We start from the raw sequence: 20,537 nt of genomic DNA on the forward strand, positions 1-20,537 counted from the left end.
AGAAAGTGAGGTTACTAGTTGTTTAAACGTAAAAAGAAGACAGGCCGTATTAATAGCAGAAAAACAGTTGCACTAGGAATTGAGTTTGATAGTAAAACAGAAGCGGAATATTACCTATTCCTAAAGAGCAATCCTGAGGTTGTTGAGATTGAGCTACAACCTCAGTACATGCTCCTTGAAGGGTTTTATATTACTACACGAGAGGGAAAGCGGAAGAAGCGTAGAGACTGGAAATTTACAGCTGATTTCCTTGTTACTTATAAGGATGGAACGCAGGAAGTAATTGATGTTAAGGGCTATGCAAATGATCGCTTCCCATACTTTAAGAAGATGTTTGAACATAGATACCAACAGGAATTAGTTGTAGTTAAAAAGGACAAGCAAAAAGGTTGGATTAGAGAATAAAGGAGCTGGACGAATGACAAAGACAAAAATATATGTGTGGGATCGTATTGAGGGTAACGATAGAGTTATAGATGTATATTTTTCTAGACCAGCTCAATTTAGTTATATTGATTGGATATAGGAGGAGAATAGAATGAGTGGATTCAAAATAAAAACGTTTGGAACAGCAACATCGCAAGGTATTGTAATTGAAACGAGTGATGGCGTTGTAACAATTCATACAGACGATATGTCTTATGCGCATGAATTAGCAGATGCAATCGAAGAATATGCGACAGAGGTTGAAGTAGAGGGTTAATGAATAGTGGAACAATGACTAACAGTGTGGTGGGGGCTGTATTGTAGTCATCGTTCCCTTATTCAACAAAGAGATAGTAAAATTTCACGTACCTGATGTGAATGTAAAAGACAAATTCAGAAATAGGGGGATTCCTTCATGGAGAGACAATTAACATTATTACCGGCTGTAGATGACAAGAAAGTACAAAAGGAAGTAGTAAGCGTATTAAAGGAATACAGAGCACTCAAGATGCGATTTAGTAATGATGTGGAGCAGGAAGGAATCAGTTTATTCCCTGAGTTGCGTGATTCAAGGAATACGAGTAAATGGAAGGTGCAGCAGGTAGAGAAAGCACTTAACAATTTATTAGATGAGGATGAGCGTAAAATCGTTGAGCGGAAGTTTTTAACTAACGAGAGAGTAAAAGATTCAGATGTTTATCATGATCTATTACTTAAGAAGACATATTTCTATGAGAAGAAGCAGAGTGCGGTTAAATTGATTGCTACAGCACTAGGGATAATCTAAAAACAGCGAACAAAACGCGAACTTTTTGGGGGACTAAATAAAATGCTAAAAATTATAAATTATATGTACAAGCCCTTTGACAACCGCATATCGAAGAGGATTAGTACACCTATAAGTGAAACGTTCTTATGCGAGAATGTCACGGTAACGTATACCGCATAGTAGGGCGGGCACGGCGGTAAGAACCCGCGTTAAGACGAAAAGACTAATGAATGTATAACAATGACATATTCCAGTGTGGCGGGTGTGAGATAACTCGCATTCGTCATGCTGTTTCTATTGTATTTATCAATCAGCTCGGAATGCGTCCTCTGGGTTGATAATAAATATAAGTCTATTTCCCTCTAATATGTCGGTTCTTGAAAATGGAATGGGGGTGGTTGCTCTTAAGTGAGTAACGCTTGCATTCTAAAAAGCTAAAAAGTATACGTATCTCGTACATTAGTAATTACTCACGATTCTTATTAATGACCGAAACGAGGGCAAAGAGTTCCACTCTTTGTTTGAGCCAATACAGCGGAAACATTCCCCTTCCGTCCCTCTAGTGTATTGGTTCAAACAAGGCGTCGGAAGAAACATATACGTCTTGGATATAAATCCTTTATAATTCGATATTGGTCAGCTAAGGGCCTGCGACAGCTGATGTATTGACCGACTCTACGGAGTATAAACAAGAGAGTCCCTAGCTCTCTTTGAACCGATGACAGCTCTTACGCATGGAGCAAACTACTGAACGTCGTCGGTTGAAAGAGGTTATGGAAGCTCTTGCTCTTCTCCCAGTCACCGAACACAGGGCGTGTAGCCATAATAGTTGATGCGGTGGCTTGGAGAAGGTTGAGAGTACTCAGCCTTGATCTAAGAGAAACTTTTGCCATTTGTTTTCTCTCTTTTCTCCCATCCCCTTGAAGCTGTCACTTCGGTGATGGCTTTTTGTTTTGTAGGATATTCTTTTATTTTGTCGAATAGATAGAGTAGGAGAGGTGGTGAGAAAATGGGAATGACATATGAAAGGTTTAAGAAACTTGCTCACGGACTAGATTTTGATGAGAAATCTGATGAGTATCTAATGGTTATAGAGGAACTGGAAAAATTATACGAAAATGCATTTGAAATTGTATATTTCTATCCTAAAAATGTATGGAATGAAAAGGAAACGGAGCTAATTTTCTTTTTAAATGATGGGTATTTAACTGTCAAGAAAGAAAAAGAAAATTACCAATACGAGCAATTTAGATGTAAAGTAGTATCTAAATCTCTAGTTAAGGACTACTATGAATATAATGAACAACAATTAACAATTAAGTTCGATAATGGGAAAGAGTTCTTCTTTAGCAGTACAGAAGATACTAATAAACATTGGGTATCAAAATACTCAAAGTCTATTATCGATTTATACAAAGCTATCTAAAAAAAGCATCCATAACGGGTGCTTTTTTCTTTGTTATATAGAAATTACACATTAAACGTGAAGTTGAACAAAATGGACATTTTGTTAGGAGGAGAATGGATGGAAGAAGTAAAGAGTCCTAGAAATAAATTAAAAATCGGAGTTTCTGTTGATACTGATGAAGCAGAAATAAAGCTTAAACGATTGAAGGAAGCAGTTGAAGGATGTACGAAAGCATTTGAGGAATTAGGAGATGCTATTGCTAGTGTAGGCGGATTGTTAAATGGAAATCAAGCAGAATCTGAACAAATTGAAATCACTACATTATTAGATGGTAAAAAAAATGCTGAGTGTGTACAAAATGCAGATAGAGTCAGAAGGGACGTTTTTTGATTAAACCAATAGCAATTATCGTAGGCGCTTCCGCTATCTGGGTGGCGTCTTGTTTGTTGTTAAGGAAAGATAAGGGGTGAGGAAATGCATTGGTTAGATTTCTTAATTGGTTGTTGTGTGGGTTCTTTACTCGGAATTGCATTCTGCTCTTGGTTAGGAAAGAGAAGTGAACGGGAAAGGGATCGAGAAATCGAAATATCATTGCGAAAAGAAATGGAACAATTGAAGGCTATGAAAGACGAGGGATGAGGCAGTGAATTGGATAGACTTCTTCGGAATTTTAATATGGTCAATTATCCTTCGCATGTATTATCGATATGTTACAAAACAAATGAACACAACTAATGAAAATAGGGATAGTTAACAAATTGCATAAGAGCTTATCGATGAGGTGAGTGGTAGATGGAATTAATATATGTTGTTTATGATCATAAGGAATACGACGATTTATTAACAGTGACAAAGGATATTAAAAAGGCAACTGATATATTCATTGAAAACAAAACATATTTGGAAGTATGGACGGATTCAGAACGGCTTTTTGAATGTGGATGTACACATGAGGTAGGCATTTATCGTTGCTATAAATACAACAAAGAGGTATATAACGAATTAAGTAAATACTTGAAGTTTAAGAACTAAATTACTCCATTATAACGGAGTGTGTTAACAAGATGAGCAAATTGACCAATGAACACCGCTATTTTGGCAGTGTTTTTTCCTATGTAGATGAATCAGGTGAAAAACGAATTTCAGTACCAAGTTCATCGCATAAAGTGATAAGTATCGCGCAATCTGATGCTTATAAAGAGAAGATGGAGTTAGATAACTTCCGAATAGGTAGGCAAGCTGACTTCACAGCTTCTAATATGGATACACTCCATGAAGTTTACAGCGTATTAACTACTGCGCAATGTGGTTATTTAATGCTGTTACAGTGCTACGTTAGTTATGATGGTGGCACCTTAGTTAATGCGAATAAAACAGCAATGACCACGAACGATATGATGAATGTACTGCAATTAAAACATAAGAGAAGTTCCTTTTATGATTTTATTAAGGCATGCATGAAATACAGGATTATCACAGAAGAAGACGGAGTATATGCGGTAAATCCTCGGTATCACTTTCGCGGTGTATTTAGTAATCGATACGTCGTGAAGTCTTATACAGCAAAGATTAGACGTGTTTATCGTGAAGTGAAAGCAACTGATATTGGACTGATTTATCGCATGTTGCCATTTATTCATTATGATACGAATGCATTATGTGAGAATCCATCTGAAATAGATCCGAAGAAAATACGTTGGTTCAATCGTAAGGAATTATCGGAAGCAATTGGCATTAACTCGGATACGTTAGGGCGTAGGTTACCTAAAATGACGATAGATGGAAGTTATGTAGTTGCGAGGATAAAGGTTGGTAATGAACCGGAAAGATACACATTTAATCCTAATGTGTTTTATCGGAAGGGTTGTGAACCGGATAAGACATTACAAGCTATGTTTAATGTGAAGAAATGAGGTGATGGGATGAAAGAGAGAACTATGAACGTCGTGACTGTTACTTTGAAAAACGGTAACGAATGGAACATGTCCACTATTTTAAGACCAGATGAGTTATTACCCCTTCTTAATGACCGAAAGTTTATTAGAATGCATTATCATTCTGATGGAGAAAAGAAAGTATCTTTATTGAGTACGGGAGATATTGTATCGATTGACTATGAAGAATTAGCCTAATTGATAATGCATTGAGAACTGAAGCGACTTTATTCGGACAAATCAGTCAAAAAGACGACTTTATTCGGACAACTAAAAACAGGGTTCACGCCTAGAACCACAAGGGATACAGCTGTTCTACCCATGAAATTATATCTTAATCTTGATAGAGGAGGCACTTTATTATGGCGCTTAAACGATTAAATACAGAACACCTAACTGCAATTAATTATTTTGCACTTCCTAATAAGGGCGGTAAAACAAATGATGAGATTGCTAAGATATGTGGAGTATCTAGACAGTCCATACAGAACTGGCGTAATGACCCATTATTTGAACGAGAGCTAAAGAAACAGATGGTACGTAATAGCCAGGATAGATTACCAGAGTTAATCGAATCATTATCAGAGATTGCTATCCGTGATGGTAATGCTGCAATGGCTAAGCTAGCACTACAGATCAATGGCATGTTAGTTGATAAGGTAGAGGTAGAATCTAAGGATGCTACTAATAAGATTGACTATGAAGGAATCGATAAGGACATTGCATCGTTTGAGGAACGGATTGAAGAAGAGGATGTAAAGTGATAGGTTGTTTGACGGCTATATAATAGAAGAAACTCGGTTGAGGGTTAGGTTAGAGAGTGTACAAAACTTTACTATTGGTTAGTCGCTCACTCAAGACAGAGACGCCACCATATTTTTTCGGTAGTTTATGCATGATTTTATGCAATAATTACACTAACTACGCAAGCTACAAACGTTGATATTACGCATGCATAAAAGTAGTAAAAGAAAAATAAATAAAATAAACCTCATAAACGTTGGTTTAATAAGGTTTTTAAGTGTGATTGAATGTTACAGAATGTCATTCTGTTACATTATATATACAAAAACGCGTATTAATTATGCAATAGAATAAAACCCCCGGGGCCCTTTGAAATGAAAGGCGCTCGCCAGACACACTAAAAATCCGCGTATCAAAATTAACTTTTGACTTTACGCAAGTGTAAAACAAAAAAGACCACATCGTCAAGATGCAGTCTTACAGATTCACTTCAACATATACATCGTCAATATTCTCTTGCACGATACCAATGTAACGTAGTGTTTCTCGTTGGCTAGAGTGGTTTAATATAGATTGTAACAATGTTAAATCAACACCTTTTTTATAAGCGTGATAAGCGAATGTCTTACGAAGTGTATGTGTACCCATTTCTACTGTAACACCAGCTCTTTCAGCAGCGTTATTTAATATGCGATAAGCTTGAACACGAGAAATTGCTTTATCACCTTTTCTAGAAGGAAATAGCCAATCGCTATCCTTAGCCGTTTCAGGAATCAGATCCTGAGCGGCTTTTTTAATGGATTCATTTAAACGAAATCTTTTTGCTTTACTCGTTTTACTTTCATGCATAGTAACAAACTCACTGTTTCTGATGTCCTTTACCTTCAATTTAAGGATATCAGAAATACGTAATGCTGAATTGATACCGATAATAAACAACAATAGATCGCGTGGCTTCCCGGCTAACGCTTTTTTCATTTTGTCGATATCACGTTTGGTACGAAGTGGTTGGACAACACCAGCCATATGTATCACTCCTTGATTTTAATGTAATTCACTATCGTTCTGTTACATTCGGTATAACTATTACTTTACATGTAGTCAAACAAATTATGGAAGGAGGCGGTCTATATCGCTTGGATAAATGAAGAATGGTTTGACAGAAAAGAGCGTATGGAGAAGATTACTCAGTTGAAAAGATACATTGTTCCTAGAGTTCGTAATAGAAACAAATTAACTGATGATGAAAAACTAGAACTCAAAACATATATCGATGAATATAACCGCCTCCAGGACATTAACCGCGGCGAGACTGATTTGTTGTTCTTTGCTTACAACTACTTTGGTGAAAATAGAAATAAAGACAATACAGGTAACTGGATTCCTGAATTTAAGGTCCCTGACGACTTTAGTTTGGACAATATTACAGAATATGCACCGCATTTCCATGAAGAGATATGTGACATCATGAATGTGGTATCTACAGAAGAGATTAATAAGAGGGTAGCTGTTGCAGCACCTCGTTCTCATGCAAAATCTTCTTACTTATCAAAGGCTTTTCCGATTCATGAGATTTGCTACCGTAAAAGGTTCTATATCATCTTAATTTCGGAAACTCCTAGTGTATCTAGTGCGAATTTAGAGTGGATTAAACTCCAATTGCAAAGTAATGAGAAGCTAAGACGTGATTTTGGCCCGTTGTTGCATACAAAACAGCAAATGAATCCAAGGGATAATACTTCCGAATTCATTGCATGGGAGCCAAAAGGAAAAGACGAGAAGAAATTACTCACTTTGGTTCAAGCGGCATCTACTGGACAGGCTCTACGTGGTCGAAACTGGAATGGTAAACGTCCTGATTTAATCGTTTGCGATGATTTAGAAGATAAACGGAACACAAATACAGCTCAATTACGGCAAGAGTTAAAGGATTGGTTTGCTCAGGTAGTCATTCCTCTTGGGGATCCGGAGGGAAAACGTACAGCTATTGTATTCATGGGTACAACAGTACATCCTCAGTCGCTTTTAATTGATATTATGGAGCGCCGTTCTGACTTTGAATCCCGTAAGTACCAGGCATTAATTACACCACCTACAAGGCAAGATTTGTGGGCTGAATGTGAGTCGATTTATAAGGATAGAGAGAATAAAACGAGAGCAAGAGATGCTGAGTTATTCTTTACGGCTCATTATGACGAAATGGTTGATGGTGCTGAGGTTTTATGGGAAGAAGTACAGCCGGTGTTTAAATTGATGAAATTTAAATGGGATAACGGAAGCAAAGCTTTTAATACAGAGCTCCAAAACAACCCTATTGATGAAGAAGTGATGATATTTAATCCTGACAACTTTATCTATTGGAACGATAGGGATTTAAATCGCAACTTCCTAAATGGAGAATACTTCATTTCTATGGGTGTTGACTTGGCAATGGGTAAACAACGCGGTGACTATTCTGCCATTTCTGTTGTAGCAAAGCATAAAGAGAACGATACGATTTATGTTATTGGCTCTTATGGTGAAAAAGTGAAACCGGACGAATTTATGAAGGTAATTACTAAAGATGTGTTGCATTTTAGGCCTGATGTAATTGCTGTTGAAGCGCAAGCAGCTCAAGAATTCTTTGCTGATATGTTACAAAAAAAGCTAGTATCAGTTGGCTATCCAGCCGATACACGTTTACACAAGGTGAAACAACGATTTAATAAGGAATTACGTATAGAAGCGTTAATACCTCGTATTGAAAATGGAGAAATTCAGTTTGATAGAAGACATTCTTTATTATTAGAGCAATTTCAGTACTACGGTACAAATATGCACGATGATTTGCCGGATAGTTTAGAAATGGCTGTTTCGGCAGCAGGTAATAGCTCTACAGTAGTAAGAACTATCGCTAAAAGAATGCGATAGAAAGGAGGTGAACAATGAATCAACCGATTGCAGACTACAATATATTAAATCCTCTTGATATGGATGAACTTCTGTTTTCACCATGGCAGCAAGCTATTGGGAAAGAAACTTGGAATCGCATTAATAGACAAATTCGATATTACGAGTATTACGATGGGAAACAGCACGTAGATCCAAATACAGGACAACTCGTAAAAGCTAGGGATTTACCTCGGCCTGATGGATTGGATTATGATCCTACTCGTTATGCTACGAACTATTTCAAAGTCATGATTAATGAAAAAGCACGTTGGCAAATGGCGGGTAAACATGGTATTTCAGTTTCTCCAAAGCAAATTGATTCGATTGAAGAAATGTTGCAAATGGATTACAAGCCATCTAAAGAGCAAATGATTGAGAATCAACGAGTAGATAACTATGAAAAGTTGTTATATAAGCTATGGAAAGACAACAAAATGCGAGAAAAGCTGATACAGGCTGCAAGAGATCGTCTGATTGTTGGTAGGGTTGCTTGTAAAATTGTTTTTAACCCGAAGAGCGGTAAAATCAAATGGGTTTTCCGTCCTGATACAGAAGTGATTCCGATTTATTCAGATGATGATTATGACGAATTAGAAGCTGTTCATTTCGTTAATTTCAAGCGTATGGATGACAAAGAGGTTATATATAAACAAACATTTAGTTTAGAAAACGGTATGTGCTTCATTGAAGAGGCTATTTATGATAAAAACTTGAAGGTTATCAAACAAATTCAAGATAAAACATCAATGGGAATAGATTTTATTCCGGTTGTGTTGTTCCCGGTTAATGATTTAAGTGCCTCGGCCGCTGATAATACGGAAGTTGATGATATGAAAGAGCAAACCGACATATTAAATAGCATGAATGAGGATGCTCTTGATTCACTTAAGTTCGAAATGTTTTCTATGACAGCTTTACTAAACGTACCTGATGGAACAGTCGATAAACTACAGATTGCACCAGGAGCTGTGCTTGAGGCAAAAGGCGGTATGGATGGAAAAACGCCAGATATTAAAAAGGTGGAAGGTGGTTTCCGTTGGAAAGATGCCTTTAAAGACCAATATGCGAGGGTAAAAGGTGCATTGCATGAAATCACCTCATTACCTCAAATTGTACCGTCCGAAATGAACTTCGGGGGATTGAATAGTGAGACTTTACACGTACTGTTTCACGATATCATCCAAGAAACCGAGGAACATTGGCTTTCATGGGGCCCAAGATTAGAGGAGTTGCACGAAAAAACCATTCGTTACTTACAAGCGAGGGTTAATAAACCAATATTCAGTTACGACAAAGAAGTTGTTAAATCTATTGGAGAAGATTATGACAATGAAATACGATTTGTGCTTCCTTTACCGGATAATCGTAAAGAATTAGTTCAATTATTAACGGAAGAGACTTCAGCAGGACTTGAATCAATTGCTGGTGCGATGAATCGTCTAGGCGTAGAGAATATAACAGCTAAGAAACAAGAAATTTCAAATGAACAACAAAGGGCAAGACAAAATACAGATCCATACAGAGGAGGTACCGGATAGATGACTCTATCAAAGAAAACTAAGCTATTTATACCAAAAGTAAATTCGAAATACGGATTCTTACAATTCTTTTCCGATCCGAATCCTGAACCGCCAGTGCCAAATGACCCACCGGCACCTAATGATCCACCAAAACCGACACATACTGACGAAGATGTTCAACGTATGATTGCCGAAGCATTGGCAAAAGCGAAAGCAGAAGCTGATGAAAAGACGGAAAAAGAACGACAGGAAGCAGAACGTAAGAATTTAGAGGACCAAGAAAAGTATAAAGAATTATATCTAAACTTAGAAAAGCAAGTAGCTGATGAAAAGGTGAAAACTTTAGATGCTAAGAAGGAAACCCTCTTAGTTGGTGCTGGATATGCCCCTGAACAGGTTGTTTTAGTAAAGGACTTGTTAAAAGGTGATTCAGAGGATGAATTAAAAGCGTCTCTTGAATCTGTAAAACAAGTGATTTTACCTTTAAATACTGGTGCTGATCCTTCACCGGGTAATCCTAGAAGAGATAATCCAGAACCGAAGGACCCAACAGACGTCGGGCGTAACTTATACGCTGAATTAAAAGCAAAAGGAAAATTATAAGAGGAGGAAATTAAATGCCTTATACACCTAAATTTACTGAAAAACCATTTAAAAGTGGTAAAAATATTTTAGCGAGCGAGCATTTACAATATATCGAGGGTGGAGCTACTTTAGATGCTGCTAAATTTGGTGCAAAGTACATCGAATGCGGCACAGCGATTGCACGTAACACTACTACAGGTAAGTTTGAGCCTTATAAAGAAAAAACACCAGGTACACTTGAGCCGGGATTCGATGAGTTCGCTATTCTTGACGTTGATTGGGATTGCGATGGTAAAAATGATGGAGTTGTTGGTCAAGTGGTTATTAGAGGCTCTGTTTATGAAGCAAAGCTTGTGGGCCTAACGGATTCATTCAAGAAAGCAACACCATTAATTCGATATGTTAAACACATCTAATCAAGTCGCCAAATAAAGCGGCTTTTTATTATGCTATTTAACGTAAATATAAGGAGGAAATTAAATGTCGGGTATTACTCAATTAAAAGAATTTCAAAAGCCAGCACTACGTGGGTTAGTTGATGCATTAGAAAAGGAAAAACAGGACGCTCCAACATTAGCGGATCGTTTCTTACCGAATGATCAAGTATTCTCAACGACTTTCGCATATGACGTAATTAAAAAGACGAACCATATCGCAGCAATGATTGGATATGGTGCAGAACCACCAGTAATTGACCGTGATGCAGTTGCTTCTGAAATGGGTGAACTTGCTAAAATGGGTCTTAAATATATTGCGACGGAAGAAGAGTTACTTGCATTAAATCAATCACGTTCTGATGCTGAACATAGAGCGATGATTGAAAAACTGATTGTTAAAGGTGCAGACTTAGTAAAAGCATTACAACGCCGCGTTGATATTTCAAAATTAGAAGCTGTTACAAAAGGAAAATTCGCCTATAACAAAAACGGTGTAAAAATCGATATTGATTATGGTATTCCGACTGATCATAAGGTCGCTTTAACTGGCACAAACGCTTGGACAGATGCAAATGCTGATGCCATCGGTAATTTAATCACATGGAGTGATAAATACACTGATACAAACGGTAAAAAAGCTGATGTGATTCTGATGACTCGCGAAACGCAAGCATTATTACAAAAGAACAAAGGTATTATTGCTGAAGCTCGTGGTGTGGCAAAAGACGGTGCTACACGCGTATCAATTGCAGAAGTTAATGATGTTTTAGCAGGTTACGGATTACCACCAATTCAAATTGTGGAACAACGCAAAATTACAGTACGTAATGTCTACACAGGACAAGATGAAGTGATTGAGTTCATGCCTAAGTACCGTGTTGTATTTGTTTCAGAAGGCCTTGGTAATTTCGTATATGGCCCAACAGTAGAAAACGACTACAAACCAGGTATCGACTTACGTGCTTACGACAAATTCGAACCAATCGAATCAGTAATTCGTGTAGCAGCAGCAGGTTTCCCAATTGTAGAAAAACCATCATTACTATTCCATGCTGACGTAGCAGCTGAATAATGATTAAGGTCAAAGTAGTGGGCGGTATCGTGGATGGACACGGTATCGGCTCACAAATCGAAATCGACGAAAAATCAGCGGTACATTTAGAATCGATTGGTTACGTCGAAATTATCGAAGCGCAAGCAGATGCGGGTGAAAAAGGTGAGTCAGCACCGAAAAAGCCCGCTACACGCAAGCGTACCCCTAAAGTAACTACAGAGGAGTGACGGCTATGGCGACGGAAGGTTTTATTAGCGTAGAAGAACTGAAACAACGGTTGCAAGCCGACGAATTGCTTTTTGATGAGACTTTATTAGCAAATAGCTTTTCGTCGCTAACCGTTCTTAATGATAAACAAGCGCAGTTAGTTACGTTTTACTATCGCTATGTAGATTTAATGGCGAAAGCGACAACTGAAGCATCATCGTTCAAATATACGGACGGTGAAGAAAGTGTAGATAAGTCCAACGTATCGAAGAATTACCGTGATTTAGCGCAACATTATTATGACTTATGGAGTAGCAAGAGAGCGGAGTACGATGGTTCAGGATCTAACTTTAGAATTGCTAAAAGAGCTGATCGTCCGTGAGTGATTTACAGCGAGAATTTGACGAAACGCTTGATAAGATATCAAAGCAATATGAAAAAGAGAATGAAAAACAAGTAGAAGAGACGGTTGCTGCAATTATGCTAATCCGTCTCTTCTTATTGGACTTAATTAATGACTACCAAAAAGATGGTGTTATTAAACGAGGTAGACTAAATTATTTATTACGAGATTTAGATTACTACGAAAAAGAGTTTCGCAAGCAAGCAGGGATATCGTTTGAAAAGATGATTAGTGATACATCGAAATGGACGAGTTCTAAACTTGCTGAGACTCTATTGAAAGTAAAAGATTTAGATCACTTAAATCAGCAAATCGTGAGGAATATGCTAAAGCGTAGAGGCGAAGATGGGTTAATACTATCTGATCGAGTTTGGAACTTAGCGGGCGATATGCGAGCGGAGTTAACGAAGGTAATACGGCCAGCTGTACTAAAAGGTGAAAGTATTAGTTCTATCTCTCAGAAAATACGAGAAGTACATGATAATGAGAAGTGGAAAGTCGAACGTGTAGCGATTACGGAAAGCAATAATACACACCGGGCAGCTACTATTTATAACGGTAACGAGAGTGATATTGTCACAGGTTACAAGATTATTGATAATGGGCATCGACACCGTTATCACTCACAGCATATGTGCTACAAATTAGCTAGGCGCGATGCTTATGGATTAGGACCAGGAAGATATCCGAAAAAGATTCCTGAGAGTTTGCTATCTCAACTAATCAACCCACATCCACAATGTTCATCTCGTTTAAATTACATTATCGGAGAGGAGGAATAACAAGTGTTAACGGAAAAGGACATCGAACAAATAAGAGCTAATCGTGAATTAATCGAACAGAATCGTCGTGAATCTATTATTCTTTGGCGAAAAGGAACCAAGGAAGAGGATCCAATTACAGGTGAAGAAATTCCAGGTGAAGAAATTCAAGAATCGGTGCAAGTTGTTTGGAAAAAATTCACGTTAGAAGATAAAGCAAAGTTTTTAGGTACTGATGTAAAAGAAGGTGAAGCGCTTGTTACTTTCCATCTCGATATTAGTTTAAATGATGTAAATCACCTTGAGAGAAATGGCATTAAATATGTAATTATGCTGATTGATGAACGAGGATTAGGCGGAGCCAACCGCCGAGAAGTAGTCGTAAAGAGGGTGATTTAATGAAGGTAAGCGCGAGAATTAAAGGCCTCGAAAATATTTACCGGATGAATAATCCTGACCGCTACAAAACACCTGTGGCAAACACTGTTGAAAAGCATGCAAGGTTACAAGCGAATACAGCGTCTAACAGAGCGCCTGTTGAGTCAGGTAACTTAGCAGGAAGCATACCACCAAGTGTAAAACCTTTAAATGGAGATAAAACTGGATGGTTGTACGGTTCAGATGTTGAATATGCAGCTGTACAAGAATACACGCACAGAACGAAAAAAGGTTTCATGCGTAAGACGATGTTTGAAGGCGAACAACCTTTAGTTTCTGATTTAGAAAAAGCGATACAACGAACAGCGAGAGGTCTATAACATGACTACAGTAAATGATGTGATGTATTCGCTGAAAAAAGCATTAGAAGAATTTGCTCCTACTACCTGGATATACGATGGCGTTTCTTTAACAGGAAAGTCAAAACCGTTTCTTACAGTTGAGTCGTTAACAGGGACTATCGACAGATATTCAAAAGACAACTACGCACGAAATCATTTAATACAAATCGGAGTATATTCTGATGCAGTATCTAACCGAAATGAATTACAAGATAAGATCATTGACCGACTAGAAAGGCGCCCTATCGACTTGTACAACACAAGTTCGAAGGTCCCTAAGCTAATCGGTTTTTTATATACAGAAGTTTCGTCGTGTGAGCCGATTCCGCAAACGGATATTGCTCAAGTAACGGCGAAACACCTCAGCTTTATTACAATTAGGGTTTAAATTAAGGAGGAATATAGATGGCTGAAACAACAGTAACAGCACAAGCGGCATCGCCAGAGTTCAAGGGTAAAGAAACATTATATTTAATCGACATTCCACAAGCAGCTGGTGCTTCCAAAACAGTTCGTTTATTTAATCAAACTTCAGGTTCACGTTCTATTGAAGCTGGGGAAATTGAATTAAAAACAAAAGACAAATCAGGTAGTGATTACGGGGATGTAACACAATCTGTATCTATCGAAGGCGTAAGTACAGAAGGTGATGAGGCACTTGATTATATTGAGGAAGCTATTACAAATAAGAAACTTGTTAAAATTCATGAAGTTTCCTTACGCAGTGCAAAAGCCGGTGAGTACAAATCGAAAAGCGGAACATTTATGTTGAGTAGCGTTGAACTTTCTCATGAAAATGAAGAGTTCTCTAAGTACTCTATTGAAGCGAAGTTAAACGGTGGTCTGTCTGTAGGTAAAGTTACTACACTTCCGCCTGGAGCATCTGACGGACCGGTTGTTCAATCATAAAGAATTCATGAGTAGGCGGAGGAGACTTCGCCTACTACTTTTATAAAAGAAATATCAACTTATTAATGGAGGTTTTTATAAATGACTAAATCATATACACGCTTTGAAGTAAAAGGAAAAGAATATGAACTTAAATACGGTTTTGAAGCAATCAAATTAATCGATAGTAATGGTGGCCCATTTGAATTTGTTCAAAAAGCAATGCAAGGTGGTCTTGAAGATTTCGTTAACGTAATTTATTACGGATTAATTCATACAGGTGAAGGTATCACGCAAAAAGATATTGAGGCAGAAATTGAACGCCAATTATTATCTGAAGAGTTATCTTTTGACGACATCTTAAAGTTCAATAAAGCAGTTGTTCTTAATAGTTTTTTCTTCCAGAAGACCGTGAACAAATTACTAGCGAGCATGGGAGAGAAAGAGAAGAAAGCGTTCGAGAGTCTGTACGAATAAACATTGACGATTTACAGGCAGATTGTTTTCGATATTTCGGTATGTCAACGCTTGAATCTAAACGGATAAGCATTAAGGAGTACCATATTATGCTTACCGGATATCGTGAACGTTTACTTGATACTTACGAGATTGCTAGTGTTCAAGCGCTATTTTATCGAAATGCTCAGAGCGAGAAGGTAAAGAGTCTAGATGACATATACAAACGTCCTGAAAACGCTCGAATATTAGAAGTGAAGGAAAAAGAGCGTGAGCAACTTACGAAAAAGATTCACGCAAACGAGTCTTTATTCGATGATATCGAACGAGCATTACGAAGTCAGAACGGATAAGGCGGTGAATACAAATTAGTCAAAATAGAGTAGAAGTACAACTCTTAGCAGATATATCTTCATTACGGAGCAGTTTAACACAAGCTACACAGCTTTGGCGTGAATTTCATCAAGCTGTTAGCCAACCGATAAATGTTCCAGCGCCCAATGTACCACCACCGCCTAGAATTCCTGCACCGCCACCTTTACCACCTCCTGATACATCAGCTTGGCAAAGGGCATTTCAAAATGTAGGTAATCAAGCACAAGAAATGGGACGTAGGGTGCAGGCAGTAGGGCAAAGTATGACAACGGCATTTGCACCACTTGCGTATGCTTCTGGCAAAGCTTTTGGAAGTATGATCAAGAACTCGATGGAATTCGAACAGCAAACGAGGAAAGCAGCGGTGCTCACTGGTGGTTCGTACGGACAAGTTAAGAAAGATATCTTGGAAATGGCGACTAGTTCCGTATATTCGACTGGTCAAGTAGCAGCGGCCTATGCCGAATTAGGTGCAAAAGGTTTCGATGCCGCACAATCAACGGCAGCACTACCAGGTGTTCTATCAGCAGCGGCAGCTTCCGGCGAGGATCTAGGAATGGTAGCCGATACAATAACTTCCGCATTAAATGCATTTGGTATGGAAGCGAAGGATAGTGGTCATGTAGCGGACGTACTAGCTCAGGCAGCAAACGCAACAGCAGCAGGCGTGTACGATATGCAATATGCATTTAAGTACGCATCGGGTCCAGCAGCGCAGTTGGGTATTGGAATGGAAGAACTCGCAGCGTCTGTCGGTATCATGTCTAACGCGGGTATCAAAGGTGAGACGGCAGGTACAGCCCTAAGATCAGCAATGCTTCGTTTAGTAAAACCGCCTAAAGCAGCCGCTAACATGTTGAAACAACTCGGTGTTACCACGACAGACAGTAGCGGTAACATGAAGTCGCTCTCTCAGATTATCGGCGAATTGCAAAAAGGTATGGAAGGTATGACGAGCGCTCAAAAGGGTGCAGCACTAGCTACCATATTTGGTACAGAAGCTGTATCAGGTATGATGGCACTTGTTTCAGCCGGACCAGAAAAAATTGATAAATTAACACAATCGCTTATTAAATCTGATGGTGCTTCTAAAAAAGCTGCAGATTCGATGCTCGAAGGTTGGGCAGGCGCGATCGTTAAAATGCAATCGTCTCTTGATGTAGCGGCTCGTGCATTTACAGATGCTTTAGCTCCCGCTATTTCAGTTGTAGCTGACAAAATTAAAGAGTTAGCAGACTGGTTCAATGGGTTATCTTCTACTATGAAAACAGCTATTGCAACGATAGTAACTGTAGGCGCAGCATTCACTGTTTTCATGGCTGTACTTGGGATTTTAATAAGTAGTATAGGTAGTACGATAACAGCAGTTGGGGCTCTTATTACTTGGCTTGGTGAAAGTGCAATGATGGCAAAACTAGCGAGTGCTTCGATGGTCGCTCTACGTGCAGCATTTGCATTCTTAACTGGACCAATTGGTGCAACTATCGCTATTCTCTCTTTACTAGGAGTAGCACTAGTTCAACTATACAAACATAACGAAACGTTCCGTAATGCTGTAAATAGCGCATGGGAATCGATAAAAAATGTAACAGTATCTGCAATAGAAGCTATGAAATCTGCAATTGACTCATTTGGTGCGTATCTTGCGACAATCCCCGCTAAGTTTTCAGCGATGGGCGTTGCGATAGGTGCCTTTTTTAGTTCTGTAATAGCTAAGTTTAGTAGTCTTGGACAGATAATCAGTGGAGCATTTGGTTCAGCAATCGATGGTATAAGCGCAAAGTTTTCAGGGATTAGTTCCGCAATTTCGCCAATCGTAGAATATATTAAATCGTCATTCTCAACAATCGGAAATACGATTGCTACTTTAACACCTTTAATTGTCCGTTTGGGATTATCGTTTTTAGGTGTGACTGGACCTGTTGGTTGGGTAATCGCTATTGTCGCTTCGTTAGGTGCTACGATTTTCAAACTTGTGAATACAAATGATCAGGCAAAAGCAGCATTAATGTCAGCTTGGGAATCAATCCAGAGTGTGTTTAGCGCGGTCGCTTCGGTTATCATGCCAATAATCACTTCACTGGCGCAAGGAATTATAGATGCATTCGCACCACTAGCGCCAGAGTTCCAAAAGACAGGTCAAGTAATTGCAGAAAGCTTTGCAACATTAGGTCCTGCATTTGCAGAATTAGGCGCAGCGTTCGGTGAGTTAGGTTCAACTATCATGGCTCTCTTTGGCGATGTTGTAAAACAAGTTGTACCAGTTGCGACGGATTTATTTAAGTTATTCGGTGAAAATCTGCAACTAATGTTGCCTATGGTTACAGATTTAATGAAACTATTCGCTGAAACAACCATCGGTATTATGCCAGCGATAACGCAAACAATCCAAGAATTATCACAAATGCTTTCGGCGTTAGCAGCTGAAGTAATGCCGATGCTGTCAGAAATGGCGCAACAGGTATTCCCTATAATTGCGAATGTAATCCAAGCATCCGTCGGCGTTTGGATTGCGATCTTGAAGCTATTTGCGGATGTTATTGTGATTATCGTACAAGAAGCCGTTCCTATTTTACTTACGATTATTCAGCAGGTCTTTCCAGTGATTCAATCTATTATTCAGACAGCGATTCCAATCGTAATTGAGTTAATTAAATTATTCGGAGAAATAATAACGATAGTTGCTACAACTGTTGTTCCGCTTATCCTACAAGTAGTACAGGCGGTATTCCCGGTAGTCATGGCGATTATTCAAGCAGTTATGCCAGTGATCTCAGCACTATTCCAAGGTGTAGCTGAGATCATTAAAGGTGTTTTAATTCCAGCAATCCAATTTATCCTTTCGATTGTACAAGCTGTATTCCCGGCAATAATGGGAATTATTACTTCTGTACTTGGTATCATCACAAATGTCATCAAGCTATTTACATCGATACTAAAAGGTGATTGGAGTGGTGCTTGGGAAGCGGTAAAAGGAATCACATCGAGCGTTATGTCGCTTATCGGAAATATCATAAAAGGTGCAATGTCATTAATAGGCGCGGTCGTAACTAGTGGATTGAATCTAGTAAGTTCTATTTTCTCCAGTGTTTTAAACGCGGTATGGGGTGTAGTTAAAGCAATTTTTAATGGTATTAGCAATGTGATTTCTTCCGTTATGACCGCTGTAGGTAATATTATTTCTGCGGGTTGGAATGCGGCTAGTTCCGCAACGTCTAGTATCTTAGATGCGATGTCTAATACGATATCAAATATATGGAATAAGATTATCTCATTCTTAAAAGGTATTAATTTAATGGACATCGGTAAGAACATCATGGAAGGCTTATTAAATGGTATAACGTCGATGGCATCTCGTATTTGGGACAAGGTAACCGAGATTGGTAATGGCATTAAGGATAAATTCACAAGCATATTATCAATTCATTCTCCGTCACGTGTTTTCCGTGACTATGGTGTATATACCGGTCAAGGTTATTTAGAGGGTGTCGATGGAATGAAAAGCGCAATAATCAGGACATCAGAAAATATGGCTAACTGGATGAAGCCGGAAATGTTAGCGGTGGATACAGGTGCTTCCATACCGAGAGGTGTTAACGGACTAGGTGCTTACCGTTCGGCTAAACCTACACCAAGTATGTATAAGCCGAATCAATACGAAAACCAACCGTCTAGAAATAAGGAACCAGCGAATATTAACATACAAATAGGTAAGCAGGAGTTTGCAAGATTTGTGGACGATATTACTGGTGAGCAAGAAGCGATTCGTAAACGTAGAGAAGTATTTTAAAGGAGGGCGGTAGATTGTTAGTTTTTAATGGAATTAATTTAGAAGAATACTTCGAGAAAAAATACGAAAAAGGATTTTTTATGGTTAACGATATAAGAGGTCGTGGAATTTTAAGTGACGAAATTAATGAGTTAACGGTACCTCACCGCCCAGGTTCATATTTTTTAAGTAAAAGGACTCCCAAGAGAGTATTAGAAGTAGATTTCTCTCTTAAGGGAGTCTCTCTTTTTGAGCTAAGAAAGCGTATAGATGAATTAAATGACTTATTAAATACTGACGTACCTGTGCAAATATCATTTACAGATGAGCCGGATTTAGTTTACTACGGGATTAAAGAGTCAGTTGAAGAAAAACTTGAAAAATCTAATATTCACCAAGCAACTATTTCACTAATATGTCCAACCCCTTATAAATTAGGGCCTTCTAGAACAGTAGAATGTAAAACGAATGAGCGTGGTTTAATAGCGGATTTTCAAAATAAAGGGACCGTAGAGTCAGATCCTATTATCAAAATTAAAGTGGAAAATCCTTCTACTTTTATTGATATTTCGCGAAAAAAGGAAGAAGAAATACAACATTTTCGCATGGGGTATCCTGTATCCGTAGAAGAACGAACAGTCGAAAAAGAACAACTTGTTATGCATGATGAAATGAAAACAATGGTTGGTTGGACTCAAAATGGTCCAAACACTGACGAAGGTGAAAATACAGGAACTCTAAAATCAGATGGGGATCGCTTTGTAATTGATAACTTTGGTGCAGGTAGTAAATGGCATGGTGGAGTTGCTAGAAAGAGTTTAAAGGAACCGCTACAAGACTTCACGATTGAAGCAATCGTTGAGTGTTGGAACCAGAATAGTGCCCATTCAATGGGGCGTGTAGAAATCTATTTATTGGATGTAAATTCGGATGTTATAGCTAAACTGACGATGGCAGAGGTTCACCTAAATGTAGCGAGTAACTACGGTGAAATAAGAGCTGGGAAGATTAAAGAGGGGCACCATATTATATCTACTACTGGTGATAGCCCTTGGACTTGGAATGATTTCTTTGGTCGGCTCCGGCTCACA

27 protein-coding genes are annotated in these 20,537 nt (G+C 38.5%); 26 read left to right on the plus strand and 1 reads right to left on the minus strand.

The window, feature by feature from the left end; all coding sequences use genetic code 11:
* Positions 1–18: 18 nt before the first annotated feature.
* The 10 genes from ACQGSG_RS12650 (at position 19) to ACQGSG_RS12695 (ending at position 5,301) form a co-directional block, all read left to right on the plus strand.
* Positions 19–405, plus strand: coding sequence for a DUF1064 domain-containing protein (locus ACQGSG_RS12650; RefSeq protein ID WP_000476434.1), 387 nt, complete (start codon positions 19–21; stop codon positions 403–405).
* A gap of 133 nt (positions 406–538) precedes the next feature.
* Positions 539–703, plus strand: coding sequence for a hypothetical protein (locus ACQGSG_RS12655; RefSeq protein WP_426947430.1), 165 nt, complete (start codon positions 539–541; stop codon positions 701–703).
* Between the two features lie 138 nt (positions 704–841).
* Positions 842–1,213 carry an ArpU family phage packaging/lysis transcriptional regulator gene (locus ACQGSG_RS12660; protein ID WP_061457990.1) on the plus strand — a complete coding sequence of 124 codons (372 nt, stop codon included), beginning with the start codon at positions 842–844 and terminating at the stop codon, positions 1,211–1,213.
* A 991-nt stretch (positions 1,214–2,204) separates the two neighbouring features.
* Complete coding sequence (locus ACQGSG_RS12665) at positions 2,205–2,621, plus strand: hypothetical protein (protein ID WP_325842383.1); 417 nt, start codon at positions 2,205–2,207, stop codon at positions 2,619–2,621.
* 99 nt (positions 2,622–2,720) lie between these two features.
* Positions 2,721–2,993 (plus strand): hypothetical protein, encoded by a 273-nt coding sequence (locus ACQGSG_RS12670; RefSeq protein ID WP_426947432.1) that lies wholly within the window; start codon positions 2,721–2,723, stop codon positions 2,991–2,993.
* Positions 2,994–3,077: 84 nt separating this feature from the next.
* Positions 3,078–3,242 carry a hypothetical protein gene (locus tag ACQGSG_RS12675; RefSeq protein ID WP_426947434.1) on the plus strand — a complete coding sequence of 55 codons (165 nt, stop codon included), beginning with the start codon at positions 3,078–3,080 and terminating at the stop codon, positions 3,240–3,242.
* Between the two features lie 153 nt (positions 3,243–3,395).
* Positions 3,396–3,635 carry a hypothetical protein gene (locus ACQGSG_RS12680; protein ID WP_426947436.1) on the plus strand — a complete coding sequence of 80 codons (240 nt, stop codon included), beginning with the start codon at positions 3,396–3,398 and terminating at the stop codon, positions 3,633–3,635.
* Between the two features lie 32 nt (positions 3,636–3,667).
* Positions 3,668–4,516, plus strand: coding sequence for a hypothetical protein (locus ACQGSG_RS12685; RefSeq protein ID WP_426947438.1), 849 nt, complete (start codon positions 3,668–3,670; stop codon positions 4,514–4,516).
* Positions 4,517–4,525: 9 nt separating this feature from the next.
* Complete coding sequence (locus ACQGSG_RS12690; protein ID WP_426947439.1) at positions 4,526–4,735, plus strand: hypothetical protein; 210 nt, start codon at positions 4,526–4,528, stop codon at positions 4,733–4,735.
* A gap of 164 nt (positions 4,736–4,899) precedes the next feature.
* Positions 4,900–5,301 (plus strand): hypothetical protein, encoded by a 402-nt coding sequence (locus ACQGSG_RS12695; RefSeq protein ID WP_426947440.1) that lies wholly within the window; start codon positions 4,900–4,902, stop codon positions 5,299–5,301.
* A 457-nt stretch (positions 5,302–5,758) separates the two neighbouring features.
* Here ACQGSG_RS12695 and ACQGSG_RS12700 read toward each other — a convergent pair whose 3' ends face one another.
* A complete protein-coding gene (locus tag ACQGSG_RS12700) occupies positions 5,759–6,307 on the minus strand; it encodes a tyrosine-type recombinase/integrase (RefSeq protein ID WP_426947441.1) in 549 nt (182 codons plus the stop codon).
* A 441-nt stretch (positions 6,308–6,748) separates the two neighbouring features.
* Here ACQGSG_RS12700 and terL point away from each other — a divergent pair, with 441 nt between their 5' ends.
* From terL to ACQGSG_RS12780, 16 genes are all read left to right on the plus strand, one after another.
* A complete protein-coding gene (gene terL / locus ACQGSG_RS12705; RefSeq protein ID WP_426947467.1) occupies positions 6,749–8,191 on the plus strand; it encodes a phage terminase large subunit in 1,443 nt (480 codons plus the stop codon).
* Between the two features lie 14 nt (positions 8,192–8,205).
* On the plus strand, positions 8,206–9,750 hold the full coding sequence (locus tag ACQGSG_RS12710) for a phage portal protein (protein ID WP_426947443.1): 1,545 nt from the start codon (positions 8,206–8,208) through the stop codon (positions 9,748–9,750).
* Positions 9,751–10,335, plus strand: coding sequence for a hypothetical protein (locus tag ACQGSG_RS12715; RefSeq protein ID WP_426947445.1), 585 nt, complete (start codon positions 9,751–9,753; stop codon positions 10,333–10,335). It abuts the gene before it with no gap.
* Positions 10,336–10,349: 14 nt separating this feature from the next.
* Entirely contained in the window at positions 10,350–10,733 is a 384-nt protein-coding gene (locus tag ACQGSG_RS12720) for a hypothetical protein (protein ID WP_426947447.1), read from the plus strand.
* A 64-nt stretch (positions 10,734–10,797) separates the two neighbouring features.
* Positions 10,798–11,826, plus strand: coding sequence for a major capsid protein (locus tag ACQGSG_RS12725; RefSeq protein ID WP_426947448.1), 1,029 nt, complete (start codon positions 10,798–10,800; stop codon positions 11,824–11,826).
* A complete protein-coding gene (locus ACQGSG_RS12730; protein WP_426947450.1) occupies positions 11,826–12,035 on the plus strand; it encodes a hypothetical protein in 210 nt (69 codons plus the stop codon). Before ACQGSG_RS12725 ends, ACQGSG_RS12730 begins: the two co-directional genes overlap by 1 nt.
* Positions 12,036–12,040: 5 nt before the next feature.
* Positions 12,041–12,397 (plus strand): hypothetical protein, encoded by a 357-nt coding sequence (locus ACQGSG_RS12735; protein ID WP_426947452.1) that lies wholly within the window; start codon positions 12,041–12,043, stop codon positions 12,395–12,397.
* On the plus strand, positions 12,394–13,200 hold the full coding sequence (locus ACQGSG_RS12740; RefSeq protein ID WP_426947454.1) for a hypothetical protein: 807 nt from the start codon (positions 12,394–12,396) through the stop codon (positions 13,198–13,200). Before ACQGSG_RS12735 ends, ACQGSG_RS12740 begins: the two co-directional genes overlap by 4 nt.
* 3 nt (positions 13,201–13,203) lie before the next feature.
* Complete coding sequence (locus tag ACQGSG_RS12745) at positions 13,204–13,578, plus strand: hypothetical protein (RefSeq protein WP_426947455.1); 375 nt, start codon at positions 13,204–13,206, stop codon at positions 13,576–13,578.
* Positions 13,578–13,937 carry a hypothetical protein gene (locus tag ACQGSG_RS12750; RefSeq protein WP_426946121.1) on the plus strand — a complete coding sequence of 120 codons (360 nt, stop codon included), beginning with the start codon at positions 13,578–13,580 and terminating at the stop codon, positions 13,935–13,937. The genes ACQGSG_RS12745 and ACQGSG_RS12750 overlap by 1 nt, the downstream gene beginning before the upstream one ends.
* A 1-nt stretch (position 13,938) precedes the next feature.
* Entirely contained in the window at positions 13,939–14,346 is a 408-nt protein-coding gene (locus ACQGSG_RS12755) for a hypothetical protein (RefSeq protein ID WP_426947457.1), read from the plus strand.
* A 17-nt stretch (positions 14,347–14,363) separates the two neighbouring features.
* A complete protein-coding gene (locus ACQGSG_RS12760) occupies positions 14,364–14,867 on the plus strand; it encodes a phage major tail protein, TP901-1 family (RefSeq protein ID WP_426947458.1) in 504 nt (167 codons plus the stop codon).
* Between the two features lie 81 nt (positions 14,868–14,948).
* Positions 14,949–15,323, plus strand: coding sequence for a tail assembly chaperone (locus ACQGSG_RS12765; protein ID WP_073339553.1), 375 nt, complete (start codon positions 14,949–14,951; stop codon positions 15,321–15,323).
* A gap of 41 nt (positions 15,324–15,364) precedes the next feature.
* On the plus strand, positions 15,365–15,655 hold the full coding sequence (locus ACQGSG_RS12770) for a hypothetical protein (RefSeq protein ID WP_086396534.1): 291 nt from the start codon (positions 15,365–15,367) through the stop codon (positions 15,653–15,655).
* A 284-nt stretch (positions 15,656–15,939) separates the two neighbouring features.
* Positions 15,940–19,467 carry a phage tail tape measure protein gene (locus ACQGSG_RS12775; RefSeq protein WP_426947461.1) on the plus strand — a complete coding sequence of 1,176 codons (3,528 nt, stop codon included), beginning with the start codon at positions 15,940–15,942 and terminating at the stop codon, positions 19,465–19,467.
* Positions 19,468–19,481: 14 nt separating this feature from the next.
* On the plus strand, positions 19,482–20,537 hold a 1,056-nt coding region (locus ACQGSG_RS12780), incomplete at its 3' end, for a distal tail protein Dit (protein WP_426947463.1).

The sequence above is a fragment of the Bacillus sp. GMa5/1 genome, from assembly GCF_050172015.1.
Classification (GTDB): Bacteria; Bacillota; Bacilli; order Bacillales; family Bacillaceae_G; genus Bacillus_A; species Bacillus_A cereus.

What these genes read in the sequence shown, in the direction of transcription:
- ACQGSG_RS12655 (WP_426947430.1), top strand. Translation starts at nt 539, where the DNA reads ATGAGTGGATTCAAAATAAAAACGTTTGGAACAGCAACATCGCAAGGT.
- ACQGSG_RS12660 (WP_061457990.1), top strand. Translation starts at nt 842, where the DNA reads ATGGAGAGACAATTAACATTATTACCGGCTGTAGATGACAAGAAAGTA.
- ACQGSG_RS12665 (WP_325842383.1), top strand. Translation starts at nt 2,205, where the DNA reads ATGGGAATGACATATGAAAGGTTTAAGAAACTTGCTCACGGACTAGAT.
- ACQGSG_RS12670 (WP_426947432.1), top strand. Translation starts at nt 2,721, where the DNA reads ATGGAAGAAGTAAAGAGTCCTAGAAATAAATTAAAAATCGGAGTTTCT.
- ACQGSG_RS12675 (WP_426947434.1), top strand. Translation starts at nt 3,078, where the DNA reads ATGCATTGGTTAGATTTCTTAATTGGTTGTTGTGTGGGTTCTTTACTC.
- ACQGSG_RS12680 (WP_426947436.1), top strand. Translation starts at nt 3,396, where the DNA reads ATGGAATTAATATATGTTGTTTATGATCATAAGGAATACGACGATTTA.
- ACQGSG_RS12685 (WP_426947438.1), top strand. Translation starts at nt 3,668, where the DNA reads ATGAGCAAATTGACCAATGAACACCGCTATTTTGGCAGTGTTTTTTCC.
- ACQGSG_RS12690 (WP_426947439.1), top strand. Translation starts at nt 4,526, where the DNA reads ATGAAAGAGAGAACTATGAACGTCGTGACTGTTACTTTGAAAAACGGT.
- ACQGSG_RS12695 (WP_426947440.1), top strand. Translation starts at nt 4,900, where the DNA reads ATGGCGCTTAAACGATTAAATACAGAACACCTAACTGCAATTAATTAT.
- ACQGSG_RS12700 (WP_426947441.1), bottom strand. Translation starts at nt 6,307, where the DNA reads ATGGCTGGTGTTGTCCAACCACTTCGTACCAAACGTGATATCGACAAA.
- terL (WP_426947467.1), top strand. Translation starts at nt 6,749, where the DNA reads ATGAATGTGGTATCTACAGAAGAGATTAATAAGAGGGTAGCTGTTGCA.
- ACQGSG_RS12710 (WP_426947443.1), top strand. Translation starts at nt 8,206, where the DNA reads ATGAATCAACCGATTGCAGACTACAATATATTAAATCCTCTTGATATG.
- ACQGSG_RS12715 (WP_426947445.1), top strand. Translation starts at nt 9,751, where the DNA reads ATGACTCTATCAAAGAAAACTAAGCTATTTATACCAAAAGTAAATTCG.
- ACQGSG_RS12720 (WP_426947447.1), top strand. Translation starts at nt 10,350, where the DNA reads ATGCCTTATACACCTAAATTTACTGAAAAACCATTTAAAAGTGGTAAA.
- ACQGSG_RS12725 (WP_426947448.1), top strand. Translation starts at nt 10,798, where the DNA reads ATGTCGGGTATTACTCAATTAAAAGAATTTCAAAAGCCAGCACTACGT.
- ACQGSG_RS12730 (WP_426947450.1), top strand. Translation starts at nt 11,826, where the DNA reads ATGATTAAGGTCAAAGTAGTGGGCGGTATCGTGGATGGACACGGTATC.
- ACQGSG_RS12735 (WP_426947452.1), top strand. Translation starts at nt 12,041, where the DNA reads ATGGCGACGGAAGGTTTTATTAGCGTAGAAGAACTGAAACAACGGTTG.
- ACQGSG_RS12750 (WP_426946121.1), top strand. Translation starts at nt 13,578, where the DNA reads ATGAAGGTAAGCGCGAGAATTAAAGGCCTCGAAAATATTTACCGGATG.
- ACQGSG_RS12755 (WP_426947457.1), top strand. Translation starts at nt 13,939, where the DNA reads ATGACTACAGTAAATGATGTGATGTATTCGCTGAAAAAAGCATTAGAA.
- ACQGSG_RS12760 (WP_426947458.1), top strand. Translation starts at nt 14,364, where the DNA reads ATGGCTGAAACAACAGTAACAGCACAAGCGGCATCGCCAGAGTTCAAG.
- ACQGSG_RS12765 (WP_073339553.1), top strand. Translation starts at nt 14,949, where the DNA reads ATGACTAAATCATATACACGCTTTGAAGTAAAAGGAAAAGAATATGAA.
- ACQGSG_RS12770 (WP_086396534.1), top strand. Translation starts at nt 15,365, where the DNA reads ATGTCAACGCTTGAATCTAAACGGATAAGCATTAAGGAGTACCATATT.
- ACQGSG_RS12775 (WP_426947461.1), top strand. Translation starts at nt 15,940, where the DNA reads ATGACAACGGCATTTGCACCACTTGCGTATGCTTCTGGCAAAGCTTTT.